Genomic DNA, 15,855 nt, shown 5'->3' on the forward strand with positions numbered 1-15,855 from the left:
GGTGAGGGCCCTCTGGCTTTGCTGCGTGTCTAACTGCGTGACTACCGGCACTCAGCCGGGTACCGCACAACGACGCCGCAGCCTCGAAGTGCTCGTACGCCGGCTTCCGGGCGCCGATTTCCTCCGAGATGCAGATCCCGTCAAAGAGCGACGCGAGTCCGGTCGCGACGAGCTTGGCCCGCTGGATGTCCCCCGCGCCGTTCCTCGCGACCCCGAGCGTCCACCCCCCTGTGCCCCGAAGTTCTTCGAGGCTCCTCCGAACCTCCGGGGCACAGCGCACCGACCGTGCGATGCCGTCGACGTACCCATGCCAGAGATCTTCAGGGTCGTCGCTGAGCCCTAGCGTCTCCCGCAGGTCCAGGAAATCCGAGGGGTATGCCCGCTCCCGGAGCCGATCGCAGATGACGGACTCCGCCTCTCGGGGCAGACGCCGCGAACGCACGAAGCCTCGTGCCCGGTCCTCCAGGCCCCCGCGCCGGTCGATCAGGGTGTTGTCCAGGTCGAAAAGTGCCAGCACAGAGCGACCGTACGCGACAGGCGCCCGACCCAGCTTCCGTACCGCTCGTTGTCCTGGTCTCTGTCCAGTGCCCCGACGGACGGCTCCCGGGGATCGCCGGTGTGCTGACTGATCACCCCCCGATGTCGGAGTCCTCCCGTGCCGCACCCAGCTGGTCCAAGAACCTGAGGATGGTCAGGGTGTTGGGGTGGTCTTCGCCCAGTACCCGCCGCCGTCGGGTCAGGGTGTCCTCGCCCAGGGTGCGGGCCTCCTCGGTCTGTCCCAGCGCCGCCAGATCGATGGCCAGGTTGGCGGCGGTGATCAGGGTGGCGGGGTGGTCTTCGCCTAGTACCCGGCGCCGTCGGGTCAGGGTGGCTTCGCCCAGGGTGCGGGCCTCCTCGGTCTGTCCCAGGTCCGCCAGCCGGATGGCGAGGTTGTGGGCGGTGCGTAGGGTGTCGGGGTGGTCTTCGCCCAGTACCCGCCGCTGCCGGGTCAGGGTGTCCTCGCCCAGGGTGCGGGCCTCCTCGGTCTGTCCCAGCGCCGCCAGCCGGATGGCCAGGTTGGAGGCGGTGGTCAGGGTCTCGGGGTGGTCTTCGCCTAGGAGTCGGCGGCGGCGCTGGAGGGTGTCCTCGTCCAGGGCGCGGGCACTGGCGTGGTCCTCGGTGTCGTCGAGAGCGCGGGCGAGGCAGTAGGCAGTCCACAGGGTGCCTTCGTGGTCCGGGCCGAGCCGCCGTAACCAGGTGTCGTACAGCTGCTGGAGGCGGTTCCGGGCGGTACGGGCCTGGCCGCGGTCCAGCAGATACCAGCAGGCATTGCGGACCACACCCCGTCCCGCTCCGCTGGTGATGAGGGCCGGGTCCACCGCGAGGAGATGGGGCAGCAGCACTCGCCAGGCGGGCCAGGTCGAGGCTGTCCGACGTCTCCGGGATAGGCCGCGGTCAGGAGGGCTTCGGCGTCCCGGCCCGCCTGCCGGCGTTGGTCAGGCGTGAGCTGATCACGCAGCACGGTCTGGGTCAGGCGGTGCAGCTGAAGGGTGCCGTCCTGTACCCTCGCCAGGCTGTGCCGGGTGATCGCGTGCAGCGCTGCGCTGCCGGCCAGGCGGGTGGCCAGGGCGTCGGCCAGGGGTGTGGAGACGTTGTCGGGGAGGTGGCCGGCGCAGGTGGTGACGGGAAAGGGTTCCGGGGCCAGCAGGGTCAGGGCGGACATGAGGGCGGCTGCGCCAGGGTGGTCGGATGCCAGGCGGGTGGTGGTCAGGCGGACCTGCGCGGCCAGGGAGACGGGGTAGCCAGCCGGGCGGCCCTCGGCCAGGACCTCGGCCGTGCTCCGAGCCAGTTCCGCGCTCAGGTCGGCAGCCGACAACAGGCCGTTGGTGAGGAGGGCGGCGGCCTGGGCGAGGGCGAGCGGGAGGTCATCCAGGGTCCGGGCGAGCTCGTCGGCATCAGTCTCACTTAGTGCGGCACCGTGGGCGTGGAGCAGGGCGACCGATTCGGCGCGAGTGAAGACGTCGACGTTCAGCGGGCTGGCGTGAGCCTGCCAGTCCGGACTGCGGGAGGTGATCAGCACGTGACCACCGCCCCCCGGGAGGTAGGGGGCCAGGATGGCGGGGTCTTCGATGTTGTCGAAGACCAGCAGCCAGCGAGAGCGGGTGCGCAGCTCACCCAACAGCACCTCCACGGCGTCGGCCGAGGGTGCGCCGGCAGGCGCCGCGCCGATACGGGTGGCGAGCTGGGCCAGCTGATCGGGGATCAGGGCGGGATCCTCGGCGGCGATCCACCAGGCCAGTTCGTACTCGCCGGCGAAGCGGTGCGCGTATTCGACGGCGAGCTGGGTCTTACCGACCCCGCCCCGTCCGTGCAGCGCCTGAACGGCGACACGACTGCTGGCCGCCAAGGTCTGACGTAACTGGACGAGGAGGGTGTCGCGGCCGGTGAAGGAAGCGTTGCGGGCGGGCAGGTTCCACACCCGCGGCAGCGACCCGGGCAGACGGGGCCCGCTGCCACCCAGCTGCCGCAACGCCCCCGGAAAGACCGGGGCAGCGGTCGGCCGACGCGGGCCGCTGACCGCCTCCAGCAGCACCCGCCGGGCGGCTTCCTCACCCAAATCGAACAACTTCGGGGCCAGCAGGGGGCGCAGGATCGGTGGTGAGACGACCTCGGCCACACAGACAGGAGTGATCTTCTCCTTCATCGCCACCATGGCGGTCCACTCTGGCGTGGTGAACCGCTCCGGCTCGAAGTAGGCCGGGGAGAACAACGCCAGAAACCGCCCCGCTTCCAAAGCGGCGTTCATCTTCAGGACGAAGTTGTCACCCGCACCCCAGTCCCAGTAATCCAACTCCACCTGGAAACCGGCATCGACCAACTGCCACGCCACCCACTCCGCCCAGGCCCGATCCGCCCCCGCATGACTGACGAACCACGCCCCGCCAGACACCCCAACGCCGCCCATCCCCATCCCCCGAAACCAGCCACCCCACTGAACCTCCGAGCCTAGAACCCCCCACCCCCAACCCGCCTGCGTTCACCCACACAAGCCAGGAATCGGGCACGATCCGGGACCACGCCGACCACGGATGACGACGGCAGGGGTTGTGTCGTTCGCGGCTCCACTCGTCTTGTGGCTCTGCTGACAGGGCCACACGGCGAGGCGGTGCCTGACGGGGAGTGCCCGCGGGCGGCCCAGTCTCAGTTGCGGTCTCAGTAGCCGCTCGTTCCAGGGTGTCCGCCATCGTCCATCGGGGTTGGGAAGCGCCTCTGACCAGGGGCGAACGTCGATTCGTGGACGCCTATGGACGCTCACGGAGCAAGATCGGACAACTCGTAATGCGTGTTTCCGACCTGCCGGCGGGGCACAGACGCCGACAGGAGTCGGCGGGCGCTCATGGGGGGCCAAACGGGGGGCCAAACGGCACAGCCGCGGCCAGACCGTCTTGGACGGTAATGGAGCTGTTCCCACGCTGAACGAGCAGCCCGACGGCCCCGAGGCGAGGTACCCGCCCCCCGTGATCGCGTTCGGGACGAAGAGGTCGTGGGTTCAAATCCCGCCCCCCCGACAGCCAAGTAGCAGGTCAGAGGGCTCTTACCGTTTCGGTGAGGGCCCTCTGGCTTTGCTGCGTGCCTAACTGCGTGACTATCGGTTCCTGAGTGTCTACGAGCGTCGCGGGTCGGCGCCGAAGATCCCGTCGATGACCACGGCGCCGGTCTGGATCACGGGCCGGATCCGCTTCCGGTACACCTCCTCGGTCACGGCGGTCCCCGAGTGCCCGACGAGCCGGGAGATCTCCTCCAGCGGGACACCACGGTCGGACAGCAGGTACACGAAGCTGTGCCGCAGCTCCCTCGGCGTCCACTCGTCGGCGTTGATCCCGTCGATGCCCTTGAGTGCCTGACGGAAGGCGCGCCGGACGTTGGCAGCGTCAAGCGGCTTGCCCACGGCCGAGGAGAGGACGAGGCCGTGCTCCTCCCAGTCGTCCCCAGCGGCGAGCCGATCCCACCCCTGTTCTTCGAACTGGTACCAGAGGGCTTCGACGCAGCGCGCCGGCAGAGCGGGCGTGCGCCGTGCTCGCGTGCCTAGAGCACCTGAGCTTCCCAAGCTGATGGCGTCGATGTGGCGGGCCTGAGGTCCGAGCGCTCGCTAGCCTGGCCGCGTGATCGTCTATCCCCTGTGGCACGTAGGCCACCAGAACGAGGCCGGGCCTGACGGGGCAACCGTGCACATCGACGAGGACGGCGTCTTCATCGATGAGCAGGACGGCGACGACGTCAAGTTGCTGGGCATCTACTCGACGGAAGAGAAGGCCGAGGAATGCATCGTTCGCGCCCGTCTGCTACCAGGCTTCCAGGACGAGCCCGAGTGCTTCGTCATCGTCCCCTACCTCCTGGACGATGACACTTGGGAGGACGGCTTCGTACGCATCCCCTCTGGGGAGTAGCGCATGGCTACGTTCGCCGTGCCATGGGCTACTCGGTCAGCACCGAACGGGCCACGGCTGTGCCGCTCCGTGCGATCAGTGAGTGAGTGTCCAACTGCGTGACAACGCCGACGAACAGCGGCGGACGAACGCGAACGTCTTCGGACCGTCAGTGCAGGTGAGTGCCACACCAGCCCGAGGCCAGGCGCGCACCCAAGTTGCTTCGGGACGAAGAGGTCGTGGGTTCAAATCCCGCCACCCCCAGTGAAGTACCAGGTCAGGGGCCTGATCCGCTTAGCGGGCCGGGCCCCTGAGTGGTTCCTGGAGATCGCTTGGGAGAAATCTGGGAGAAGGTCTTGGTCGGCTTCTCCCAGGAGCAGTCTCCGGTGCCGCAGGAAGAGCGGCGTTCACGCGCCCTCGGACTTGCGCGTTCGCTGGCTGCGGTGTGCGTCACGGACGAGGGGACCGGCTTCCCGCCGGAGTTCCTGTCCCGGGCGTTCGACCGCCTCGCCCGCGCCGAGGCCAGCCGCACCGGCGAGGGATCCGGTCTGGGGCTCGCCTTCGTCCAGGCGGTGGCCACCGTCCACGGCGGCACCGCCCACGCCGAGGACACCGGGCGCGGGGCCTGTGTCGTTCTCGTCCTGCCCTGTTGACCGGCACACGGGTCGGGTGGCCGCGTACGGCCGGGGGCGTGGCGCCGCCTCTTCCCGGCCCGCCGGCTCACCTGGCCCCGCTGTCTCCGCCCTGTACGACGAGATCAGCCGCTACCGGCTCTACGCACTCATCGCCCTCGGCGCCGGCGCCACCGCGGCGCCTCCACGGCCCGGCCCCGTCCCTGCGTGCCGCGCGCTCTGCGGCGGCGGCTGGGATCCTGGTTCCGTGGCAATCGATGTGACAGTGCGGCGGGTGATCCCGCTACCGCCCGAGCAGGTCGCCGCGTACGCCATGGACTGGCGTCACGACGCGGAATGGACCCAGGGCATCCGCACAGCGGAGCTGACCCGGGAGGCGGAGGGCGGCGGGTTCGGGTTGGGCGCCGAAGTCACCCGTACGGCCCGGTTTCTCGGCCGCCGCATCGACTACGTCCTCGGGGTGACCGCATACGACCCGCCGGGGCTGCTGGACATGGTCGCTTCGGCCGCACCCATGCCGATGCGCGTCACCTACTCGTTCGAGTCCCACCCACGCGGAACCCTGGCCGGTATCCGCGTTCGTGGCGGCCCCGGCGGCCTGCTCCGGCTGGCTGATCCTCTGACGTCCCGCCAGGTCCGCTCCTCTCTCACCAAGGACCTGCGCGATCTCGAACGCCGGCTCACCGATCGTGAAGGCGACATGTGATGGCGTACGACGAGGGACTGGCGGAGCGGATTCGGCAGCATCTGGGCCCCGACCCGGGCATCACCGAGAAACGCATGTTCGGCGGCCTCGCCTTCCTGCACAGGGGCAGCATGGCCGTGGGGGTGACCGGCGACGACCTCATGGTCCGAGTGGGTCCGAAGGCCACGGACGCGGCACTGGCCCGTCCGGGCGCTCGGATCTTCGACATGGCGGGCCGCCCGATGCGCGGCTGGGTCGTGGTCGCGGGCTCCGCCGTCGCGGAGGACGAGGCCCTCGGCGAATGGATCGACGAGGGGTACGCGTTCGCGGCCGGCCTGCCACCCAAGTGAGTCTTCACTGTCTCGGCGAGGCTTCCGGACGGACGACCGGCCGGCCATCGGAGCCCGTCAGCGGATTACTCGGCGGTCCGGCTGGTGAGTGATCGGAGCGCGGCGCCGACGGTCGCGCGCAGCGAACCGGCGTCGGCGCCGGTGCGGGAGCGCAGGTTCACGCCGTAGGCGAGCAGCGCCAGCAGGTCTGCCGTCACGCCCGGCTCGGTGCCGGCCGCCAGCTGGCCTTGGGCCTCGGCCCGGACGAGCGCCGCGCACAGCGCGTCCCGCAGCTCCTCGTGGTGCCGGTGGAGGAAGGCGCGCACCTCCGCGTCGCCGTTCTCCGCGCCGGCCTGCGCATTCGAGACCATGCAGCCCCAGCGGGCGTACTCGCCCGAGCACCGGACCTCGATCAGCGCGTCGAAGAACTCGGCGACGGCCGGCAGTCCGCGGCGGTCATCGGCGAGCCCACGGAACGCCGGCCTGGACCACTGCTCCTGGTAGCGGCGCAGCGCGGCGAGATAGAGCTCCTGCTTGCCGCCGAACGTGGCGTACAGGCTGGAGCGGTTGAGGCCGGTCGCGGTCACGACGTCCTGGATCCCGGTCATGGCGACGCCCTGTCTCCAGAACAGTCGGACGACGGTGTCCAGGGCCGCGTCCGGATCGAAGTGCTTGATGTCCGGCATGAGTCACCCCACCAACTTGAAACAACAGTTCCAAGATACCTGGCGCGTACCGGGGCGGCCCGCTATCTTGAAACGGTCGTTCCAAGTACCAGGTATCGTCCGAGCACGGGGAGACCGCCATGACCAGCCTCAACGCAGAACTGCGCGCGCTCAACGAAGCCCGACACCGCCACATCCCCGCCGAGATGCGGCAGGTCATGGACCGCGCGAACCATGAGCTCGCCGACTCCGGACAGGCCGGCCGCGCCCTCGCCGCCGGCGACCGGGCACCGCACTTCACCCTGCCCTCGGCGACCGGCGCGACGGTGGCCCTGGACCAGCTGCTCGCCCACGGCCCCGTCGTCCTCACCTTCTACCGCGGCGCCTGGTGCCCGTACTGCAACCTTGCCCTGCGCGCCCTCCAGCGGCACCACACCGACATCACCGCACGCGGAGCCCGCCTGGTCGCCGTCTCCCCGCAGATCCCCGATGAATCCCTCACTCTCACCGAGAAGCACGGCCTCGCCTTCGACGTCCTCAGCGACCTCGGCTCCGACACCGCGAAGCAGTACGGCCTCGCCTTCGACCTCCCCGAGGACCTCGCCGCCGCCTACGACAAGCTCGGCTTCGACCTGCAACGCGTCAACGACGGCCACCCGCGCACCCTTCCGTTGCCCGCCACCTACGTCATCGACCGCGACGGCGTGATCCGCTGGGCCTTCGTCGACACCGACTACACGGCTCGGGCCGAACCCGCCGACGTCCTCGCCGCGTTGGACGGCCTCGGCTGAACCGGCCAGGCCCTGAAACAACAGGAGCGCCCGGCAGCGGAGCGCCGTCGGCATCGTCAGCCGCCTCTCGTCGTCCCGGAGCGCCGCCACGACCGGGTGCGCCGAGCGTGGTTGCCCGGGGACACCGACCCGCGACGCTTCGAGAGACCTGGGAGAAGATCTTGGAACCCAGCTCGCAGACGCCCACGGACGCGGTCGCGGTCGCCCAGGCAGCAGGTGCTGCAGCACAGCTGCCGGAGCGTACAGAGTCACCGCAGTGTCACCGCAGTCAGACGATCGTTTAACCCCAGGTCAGCGGCATGAAGCCGTCGCCCCCGTCCGGATCTGTGCCGATGGCCACAGCGAACAGGACGCACGTGGGGTCATACTGAGTCATGACAAAGCCTCGTGCACCGAAGCGCCATCTGCCTACCAGCCCCTTCAAGGCCCCGGTCACACCGGTTCCCAAGCACTTCGCCGTCGGCGACCAGGTCACACACGACATGTACGGCCTCGGCCGAGTAGTCGGCATCGAGACCGGAGTCGCGGCGCTGGTGGATTTCGGCTCGGCGCAAATGCGGATCTTGAGCCCCTACGCCAAGATGACCAAGCTGTAGGACCGCTGTGCCCGGTCACGGCACACCAGGCCCCTTTTTTGAGGGGTCTGTAACGAAAGAGAGTTCTCCCATCGATCTGACGTCGCTGTTCTCCGCCCCGGAAGGGCAACCCCGCTGCTCCACTGCAGCATCACCGCCTCCGGCGACCAACCCATTCCAGGCCCCCGACTTCGGGGAAGACGAGACCTTGCCGCTCGAGGACGCACAGGAGCCTGCCTCGGGCCTACGTGCGGCGCGCCCCAAGGCAGCTTGGCCCCACGAATGACGGTGGCTCCGGCAACCGGCCGCGGGCCGTCGACGACCCGACGACACCGAGGCCCCACCTCACTCGTCCCCCCAGGTGAGCCCCCGGCCCGCCCCCAAATGATCGGAGCTTCGACCTGTTCGGGCCGTGTGTCGATCTGCGTGGCCAACGGCCCGGACCCCGCTTGAAGACGCCGTCCATGACCACAGCGCCGGTGGATCACGGGGTGGATCTGCTTCCGGTAGGCATCCTCGGTCACGGCCGTACCCGAGTGGCCGACGAGCCGGGGCGCAGGTGACCAGGCAACTGGCCTAAACGTGTGATATCGCCCACACTCACCCCACCGACCCTGAGCTCCTCCGCGGTCACAGTGAGTGGTCCTCGGCCTGTCGACGACCCCATCGGCGTGGCCGGCGGCCGCTCCGATGGGAAGTACGGACTCCGACCGCGGCCATGGGCGCGCCTGCGGGCCCGCATCGCCGGGCTGGTCGTGCTGGCGGGAGTTGCCTTGCCGGTCACTGGCCTCTGGTCGTACGCGTGACCCACGCTTCGGGGCCTGTGGTGGCCGTACCACACGAGGACGTCGCCGGTATGGGTCCTACCATTCGCTCAAGTACAGCAGTCGGCCGAGCTCTTGCCCGCGCGGATTGTGACCCCCGGTTTTTCTAGGCACGGGCGTTGCGCGCGAGCCACGGAGTGAGGGTCGTGTGCGGGATCAGTTCCCTGTAGGTCTCGTCCCCGGGCAGGGGGACGATCAGCCAGTGACCGGGCGGAAAGGCTCTTCCCTTCACACGGGCCAGACCGCCGTAGACGGACCGCAGGAACGCCGGGACCGAGTCTCGGGGGAGGTCCTCGAAGTCCACGTCGTCGACGGTGACTTTCGCGTCGTCCTCCGGGAAGAGCCGGACGGTCACGGCCGGGGAGCCCCCCAACTCGACGAAAGCCTCGTGCGGCAGCGAGCCGTCCGGGTCGAGGACGGTGAATGCCCCGGCCGCGGTGCGGCGGGACGTCTGGTCCGCGCCGATGTCGTGGGTCACGGCGAACTCCAGGCCGAACTCCCGCGCGATCTCGTGTATCGCCGTGACCGCGGCCTCGGTGGTCGGCAGATGTGGATGCTTCATGGTCCGATCCTGCCCGTGGGGCGTGGGAACGCGGACGCCGGTCCCCAGCGGCATGGTTGCGGTCCCCACCGGCATGGTCGCGGGGGCGTTGCGGCTGCACTTGGCCCACCGTGTGCGCTCGGCGTACCGCGGTGCTCGGCACCGGTCCCTCCCCTCGTGGGGACCGGTGCCGAACGGCGCGGATCGGCGGACGACCTGATCCCTGGTCGCCGCGACGGCGGCCCGGGGAAACCCCGGTTCCACGGATCGCTCCGGCTCCGGCTCCGGCGGCGAGAGCATCGCCCTGCTCCGTCGCGGTGGTGGAGACGACCGGCAACATATGCCGTGCGTTCCCGGTACGACGCCGGGCCGGTGGTCCGTCCGGTCGATGCGCACTGCTGCGCTTTCGGCCATGATCCTGCCAGCCAGGGGGTCCTCCCGAGGAGCTTCCGGTGTCGAACCGGAACCTTCGCCGCAGGTCAGGCGTATAGAGTGAGTTTTCCGGTCCGGATGTCCAACTGCGGGGGAAGTAAGGGGTGGAGGCCTTGAGTTCCGACTCAGGGGCACGCACAGCCTTCGCGGAACGTCTCGCGCTGCTCTACAAGGAGGCCGGCAACCCTCCCCTCAAGCGCGTGGCCGAGGCGGTCGACCGCCTCCAGCGGGTCGACGAACGAGGGCGGCCCGTACGGGTGTCGGCTCAGCGGATCAGCGACTGGCGACGTGCCAGAAACGTGCCCGCTCAGTTTGCCGCCCTCGCGGCGGTGCTGCACATACTGATCCCCCAGGCGCGGCGCGCGCGAGCCGCTCCGGTGTCCAAGGGCCTGTACGACGTGGCTCAGTGGCAGCGCCTGTGGGAGCGGGCGGTGGCCGATCCGGTCGGCGACCGCCCCGAGACGGCCGCCGAGGAGGAGGAACGGCCTCCGGCCGAGGACCCGGCCGTGGCCGGGGTGTGCCCGTACCGGGGGCTGGCTCCGTACCGGCGGCAGGACGCCGGGTGGTTCTTCGGCCGGGAGCGGAGCACGGACGCGCTCGTCGCCCAGCTCAGCGCGGCGGAGGAGACGGGCGGGCTGGTCATGCTCGTGGGTGCCTCGGGTGCCGGGAAATCGTCCCTGCTGAACGCGGGCCTGGTGCCCGCGTTGCAGAGGGGCGCGCTGAGCGACGAGAGCGGCCGGACGCGGGAGGTGCTGCACCTCGTACCGGGAGGGGATCCCCTGGGGGAGTTGATCCGCCACATCCCCGGACTCGCGCCCGTGGTCTCCGCCGCGAGAGAAGCCGTCGAGCGGCAAACCGTCTCTCCCAAGGAACTCAAAGAGGCCAAGGAGCTCAAAGAGCTCAAAGAGCCAAAGCAGTTCAAGGAGTTCAAGGAGTTCAAGGAGTCCAAGAATCCTGCCGTCAAGGGCTTCGCGCCCAAGGATCCCGGCACCCCGGGTTTCGCGCACGCGGTGCGGGAGGCCTTTGCGGGCTGGGCGCGTCGCGAGAAGTCCTCGGCCGCACGCCCGGTCGTCATCGTCGACCAGTTCGAGGAGGCGTTCACCCTCTGCTCCGACGAGGCGGACAGGCGCACCTTCATCCAGCTCCTCCACGCCGCCTGCTCACCGGCCGGCCTGGGCGATCGGGCCCCGGTGCTGGTGCTCCTGGGCATACGCGCCGACTTCTACGAGCAGTGCCTCGGCTATCCGGAACTGGCCGACGCGTTGCAGCACCGGCACATGGTGCTCGGGCCGCTGACCACCGCGGAGTTGCGCGAAGCGGTCACGGGCCCGGCCAAGGCCGTAGGACTGGAACTCGAGCCGGGCCTCGGGGAGCTGATCGTCCGAGAGGTGAGCGCCGACGGACCGCGCGGGGCCCACAACGCGGGCGTGCTGCCACTGCTGTCCCACGCCCTGCTCGCCACCTGGCAGCGCCGGAAGGCGGGCCGGCTGACGCTGGCCGGTTACCGCGCGGCGGGCGGGATCCAGGGAGCCGTGGCGGCGACCGCCGAGCGGGCCTGGTCCAGCCTCGACCCGGCGGCGCGCACGGCCGCCCGGCTGCTTCTGCTCAGGCTGGTCCGGCTGGGGGAGGACACCCAGGCCACCCGCCGCCGGGGGACGCGGCGCCAGCTGGCGGATGAGTCGACGGATCCCGGCAAGACGGAGGAGTCCCTCGAGGCGCTGGTGCGCGCCCGGCTGGTGACACTCGACGCGGAGACCGTGGAGATCACCCATGAGGCGCTGCTCCACGCCTGGCCACGTCTGCGCGACTGGATAGACGAGGACAGGAACGGCAACCTGCTGCGCCAGCGGCTGGAGGAGGACAGCCGGGCCTGGGAGGGCTCGGAACGCGACACGTCGCTGCTCTACCGGGGCTCACGCCTGGAACAGGCCCACACCTGGGCGAAGTCCGCCGGTGGCACCTATCTGACCCGCAGCGCCGTGCAGTTCCTGGCCGCCTCGGTCAGGCTGCGCAGGCGTTCGGTCCTGATCAGCCGCGCCGCCGTGGCGGCGCTGGTGGTGCTCGCCGTGTTCGCGGCCGGAGCGGCGGTGGTCGCGTGGCAGCAGCGAGACGACGCAGTGTTCGAACAGGTGCTCGCCGAAGCGGACCGGGTCCAGCACACGGACCCTTCGCTGGCCGCCCAGCTGGACCTGGTGGCCCACGACCTGCGGCCGGGCGACGAGGGAACGTACAGCAGGCTGATCTCGATCGTGAACGCTCCCCTGGCCACTCCTCTGCTCGGCCATCGCGGCGCCGTCTACCTCACCACGTTCAGCCCCGACGGCAAGACCATGGCGACGGCCTCCTACGACCGGACCGTCCGCCTGTGGAACGTGGCCGACCGCAGCCGCCCCGAGCCGCTGGGCAAACCCCTGACCGGACATACGAGCTGGGTGAGCAGTGCCGTCTTCAGCCCGGACGGACGAACCCTCGCCAGTGCCGGGGACGACGGCACGATCCGGCTGTGGGACGTGACCGATCCGGCCCGTCCCACCTCCCTCGGCAAGCCACTGACAGGCCACCAGGGCACGATCTACCTGGTCGCCTTCAGCCCGGACGGACACACGCTGGCCTCCGCCGGCGAGAATCACACCGCACGTCTGTGGAACGTGGCCGACCCGCGCCGGCCGAAACCGCTCGGCTCGCTGGGCGGCCACACGGCCGCGGTGCGCTGCGTGGCGTTCAGCCCCGACGGGCGCACGCTCGCGGCGGGAGGCGACGACCACACGATCCAGCTGTGGAACACGGCCGATCCACGCCACCCCGAGCTGCTGGCGAAACTCACCGGCCACACGGAACTGGTGCACTCGGTGGCGTTCAGCCCGGACGGGCGCACGCTCGCCAGCGGCAGCGCCGACGACACCATCCGGCTGTGGAACGTCTCCGACCCGGGGCGTGCGGCACCGATCGGTTCGCCGCTCACCGGCCACACGGGCCCCATCTGGTCCGTGGCCTTCAGCCCCGACGGAAGGCATCTCGCCGCCGCGAGCGCGGACAGCACGGCGAGTCTGTGGAACGTCAGTGATCCCGGCTCGCCCTCCCAGGTCGGCGAGCCGCTTGCGGGCGGCAGCGGCGAGATGTACGCCCTGGGGTTCAGCCCGGACGGCCGTACCCTCGCCACCGGCAGCGGTGACAGCAAGGTCCGCCTGTGGTCGATCCCGACGTCGGACATGACCGGCCGTAACGGGGTGTTCCGCCCGGACGGCAAGCTGCTCGCCACGGTCGCGAGCGACGGCAGGGTGCGGCTGTGGGACGTGGCGGCTCCCGGTCGGCCCACGCTCGTGGGCAAGCCCTTCATGCCCGCCGACGGCGGCCAGCGTTCGCTGGTGTTCTCCCCCGACGGCCGCACGCTCGTGGTGCTGACCGACGACGAGTCGGTGTACCTGTGGAACGTCGCCGATCCGGCCCACCCGGTCCTCACCGGGCCGCGCCTAGCCCTGCGGACCCGGTTCATGGGTTCGTATGCGCTGGCGTACAGCCCCGACGGGCGGATCCTGGCCACCGCCTACGACCAGCGCACCATCCAGCTGTGGGACGTCGGCGACCTCTCCCATGCCGTCGCGCTCGGCAAGCCGCTCACCGGCCACCGGGGCTTCATCAACGCCCTCGCCTTCAGCCCGGACGGACGCACGCTCGCCAGCGGCAGCGCGGACGGCGACATCCGGCTGTGGGACATGACCGACCCCGCTCACGTGGCCCCGTTCGGGCGGCCCCTCACGGAGCACTCCGGGCCCGTCAACGCGCTCGCCTACAGCCCCGACGGCCATACGCTGGCCAGCGGCAGCGACGACGACACCGTACGGCTGTGGAACGTCACCGACCCGCGCACGGCGACCGGGCTGGGCCCCCCGCTCACCGGGCACACCGAGGCGGTCACGTCGCTGACGTTCAGCAGGTCCGGCCAGACCCTGGCCAGCGGCGGCAACGACAACACGGTACGGCTCTGGGACGTCACCCGGCCGTCGTCGGCCACCCCCATCGGCCAGTCGATGAGCCCCTACGCCAAGACGGGCAACTTCCTGTCCTTCAGCCCCAACAGCCATGTGCTCGGGGTGTCGAGCGGTGCGGACACGGTCCGTCTGTGGCCCCTGGACGCCGACGAGGCCATACGCCACATCTGTTCGGTCACCCGGGGCGTGCTGACCCCGCAGCGATGGCACGAGTACCTCCCCCGGCTCTCGTACGACCCGCCGTGCGGGCGGTGAGAGAGCCGGGGCGGACCACGGTGGATTCCACGTGATCCCGCTCACAACTTCCCGCCGGGGCCGGGCACTCGCCTCCCGTCGCCCGAGCGGCGTTGTTACGCTGGACCACAGCCCGGTCGCTGGTGCATCCCCCGTCGCCAGCGGTCGGGCGCTTCCATGCCCGGGTGCGGGCGCCGTCGGGGACGCGGTTCCGGGGGCGGGGCGTGCCGGAAGTGCCGTTTCCCGCCCGGCGGCCCGCCGGGCAATGGGGTCCCGGCGGCCCGCGGGCTCCACTGCGCACCTCGTGCGTGAGGGCGCCAGGAGCCGTGAGGTCACCGGTCGAAGGGCAGCTCCAGCATCCGGATGGCGTTGCCGCGCAGCAGCTTGTACGTCACGTCGTCGGAAAGGCCGGCCACGTGCTCCGCGGCCACCTTCTTCGTGTGCGGCCACGTCGAGTCGACGTGCGGGTAGTCGGTCTCGAAGGTCGCGTTGTCCACGCCGACGGTCTCGATCGCCTCGATGCCGTGCCTGTCGCGGAAGAAGCAGCAGAAGATCTGCCGGTAGTAGTACGTCGACGGCGGCTCCGGTATCAGGCCCCTGACCCCGCCCCAGGCCCGGTGCTCCTCCCAGACGTCGTCGGCACGCTCCAGTGCGTAGGGAATCCAGCCCATCTGCCCTTCGCTGTAGGCGAGCTTGAGCCGGGGGAACTTCACGAGGACCCCGGAGAAGAGGAAGTCCATCATCGACGCCATCGCGTTGTTGAAGCTGAGCGACGCCTGGACGGCGGGCGGGGCGTCGGGGGACGCCGCCGGCATCTGCGACGAGGACCCGATGTGCATGTTGACCACCGTCCCGGTGTCCTCACACGCCGCGAAGAACGGGTCCCAGTAGCCGGAGTGGATCGACGGAAGCCCCAGGTAGGTGGGGATCTCGCTGAAGGTCACGGCCCGTACGCCCCGTGCGGCGTTCCGCCGGATCTCCGCGACCGCCAGTCCGACGTCCCACAACGGGATGAGGCACAGCGGTACGAGCCGCCCTTGGCTGTCGCCGCACCACTCCTCGACCATCCAGTCGTTGTAGGCACGGACACAGGCGAGTGCGACCTCCTTGTCGCCGGCCTCCGCGAAGGTCTGCCCGCAGAAGCGCGGAAAGGTGGGGAAGCAGAGCGATGCCTCGACGTGGTTGAGGTCCATGTCCTCGAGCCGGGCCTTCGGATCCCAGCAGCCGCGGCGCATCTGCTCACGCGTGATGCCGTCGAGGGTCATCTCGTCCCGGGAGAAGCCGACGGCCGCGATGATGCGCTTGTACGGGAACAGCTCGCCCTCGTACTCCCACCAGTCGGTGATCTGGCCCTCCGGGTCGGTGCTGAACCGGTACTTGCCGCCGACGTACCGAAGATCGCCGATGCCGGCGGTGAGGGGCTTCGGCCCCCTGTCCCGGTACTTGGCGGGGAGCCACGTCCGGAAGAGGTGCGCGGGCTCGATCACATGGTCGTCCACGCTGATGACCTTGGGCAGATCCCTGGTGCTTCCTTCCGTCCCCACTGCGTTCCCTCACAATCTGACGAGGCGTCAGATTCAAGGTAGACGGCCCCCACGGTGACGGCAAGGGGCCGCAGTCCCACCTCCACCGCTCCACCGTGCGGACGGGAGGATCGGCGGGAGCCCGGAAGAGTGGCACCGGCGGCACCGGAGTGCGACCCCCTGGGCCGCCCTTCCCGGCCGGCGTCGACGCGGGACCGACGGCGCCCGG

11 protein-coding genes and 4 pseudogenes are annotated in these 15,855 nt (G+C 70.3%); 7 read left to right on the forward strand and 8 right to left on the reverse strand.

Translation table 11 applies throughout. The features are described 5' to 3' along the window. Positions 1-88 precede the first annotated feature (88 nt). From LZ604_RS02770 to LZ604_RS02785, 4 genes and pseudogenes are all read right to left on the reverse strand, one after another. Positions 89-664: pseudogene (locus LZ604_RS02770) on the reverse strand (HAD family hydrolase); the annotation flags it as partial. Then, positions 630-1,319, reverse strand: coding sequence for a tetratricopeptide repeat protein (locus tag LZ604_RS02775; protein WP_234512212.1), 690 nt, complete (start codon positions 1,317-1,319; stop codon positions 630-632). The gene LZ604_RS02775 and the pseudogene LZ604_RS02770, both read right to left, overlap by 35 nt. A gap of 95 nt (positions 1,320-1,414) precedes the next feature. Then, positions 1,415-2,950: pseudogene (gene fxsT, locus LZ604_RS02780) on the reverse strand (FxSxx-COOH system tetratricopeptide repeat protein); the annotation flags it as partial. A gap of 693 nt (positions 2,951-3,643) precedes the next feature. Beyond that, positions 3,644-4,063: pseudogene (locus tag LZ604_RS02785) on the reverse strand (tyrosine-type recombinase/integrase); the annotation flags it as partial. A 79-nt stretch (positions 4,064-4,142) separates the two neighbouring features. Between LZ604_RS02785 and LZ604_RS02790 the strand changes: the two are divergent. The 4 genes from LZ604_RS02790 (at position 4,143) to LZ604_RS02805 (ending at position 6,073) form a co-directional block, all read left to right on the forward strand. Continuing rightward, the gene (locus LZ604_RS02790) at positions 4,143-4,427 is read left to right on the forward strand and encodes a DUF7336 domain-containing protein (RefSeq protein WP_234512215.1); all 285 of its coding nucleotides are present in this window, start codon (positions 4,143-4,145) and stop codon (positions 4,425-4,427) included. Between the two features lie 311 nt (positions 4,428-4,738). After that, entirely contained in the window at positions 4,739-5,059 is a 321-nt protein-coding gene (locus LZ604_RS35975; protein ID WP_308283554.1) for a sensor histidine kinase, read from the forward strand. A gap of 226 nt (positions 5,060-5,285) precedes the next feature. Continuing rightward, on the forward strand, positions 5,286-5,744 hold the full coding sequence (locus LZ604_RS02800) for an SRPBCC family protein (RefSeq protein WP_234512218.1): 459 nt from the start codon (positions 5,286-5,288) through the stop codon (positions 5,742-5,744). Next, complete coding sequence (locus tag LZ604_RS02805; RefSeq protein ID WP_234512220.1) at positions 5,744-6,073, forward strand: TfoX/Sxy family protein; 330 nt, start codon at positions 5,744-5,746, stop codon at positions 6,071-6,073. The genes LZ604_RS02800 and LZ604_RS02805 overlap by 1 nt, the downstream gene beginning before the upstream one ends. 65 nt (positions 6,074-6,138) lie before the next feature. Here LZ604_RS02805 and LZ604_RS02810 read toward each other — a convergent pair whose 3' ends face one another. Continuing rightward, entirely contained in the window at positions 6,139-6,738 is a 600-nt protein-coding gene (locus LZ604_RS02810; RefSeq protein WP_234512223.1) for a TetR/AcrR family transcriptional regulator, read from the reverse strand. Between the two features lie 119 nt (positions 6,739-6,857). Here LZ604_RS02810 and LZ604_RS02815 point away from each other — a divergent pair, with 119 nt between their 5' ends. Continuing rightward, complete coding sequence (locus LZ604_RS02815) at positions 6,858-7,508, forward strand: peroxiredoxin-like family protein (protein ID WP_234512225.1); 651 nt, start codon at positions 6,858-6,860, stop codon at positions 7,506-7,508. A 374-nt stretch (positions 7,509-7,882) separates the two neighbouring features. Continuing rightward, positions 7,883-8,104: a CarD family transcriptional regulator gene (locus LZ604_RS02820; RefSeq protein WP_234512227.1), complete on the forward strand. Its 222-nt coding sequence runs from the start codon at positions 7,883-7,885 to the stop codon at positions 8,102-8,104. 412 nt (positions 8,105-8,516) lie between these two features. Here LZ604_RS02820 and LZ604_RS02825 read toward each other — a convergent pair. Both LZ604_RS02825 and LZ604_RS02830 read right to left on the reverse strand, forming a co-directional pair. Then, a pseudogene (locus tag LZ604_RS02825) lies at positions 8,517-8,637 on the reverse strand (site-specific integrase); the annotation flags it as partial. 376 nt (positions 8,638-9,013) lie between these two features. Next, complete coding sequence (locus LZ604_RS02830) at positions 9,014-9,469, reverse strand: hypothetical protein (protein ID WP_234512230.1); 456 nt, start codon at positions 9,467-9,469, stop codon at positions 9,014-9,016. 515 nt (positions 9,470-9,984) lie between these two features. Here LZ604_RS02830 and LZ604_RS02835 point away from each other — a divergent pair. Then, positions 9,985-14,124, forward strand: a complete 4,140-nt coding sequence (locus LZ604_RS02835) for an nSTAND1 domain-containing NTPase (protein WP_234512232.1) — start codon at positions 9,985-9,987, stop codon at positions 14,122-14,124. 311 nt (positions 14,125-14,435) lie between these two features. On the opposite strand, the gene LZ604_RS02840 is transcribed toward LZ604_RS02835, so the two are convergent. After that, the gene (locus LZ604_RS02840; protein WP_234512234.1) at positions 14,436-15,647 is read right to left on the reverse strand and encodes an amidohydrolase family protein; all 1,212 of its coding nucleotides are present in this window, start codon (positions 15,645-15,647) and stop codon (positions 14,436-14,438) included. Positions 15,648-15,855: the final 208 nt, after the last annotated feature.

This window comes from Streptomyces glomeratus, assembly GCF_021462825.1.
Taxonomy (GTDB): Bacteria; Actinomycetota; Actinomycetes; order Streptomycetales; family Streptomycetaceae; genus Streptomyces; species Streptomyces glomeratus.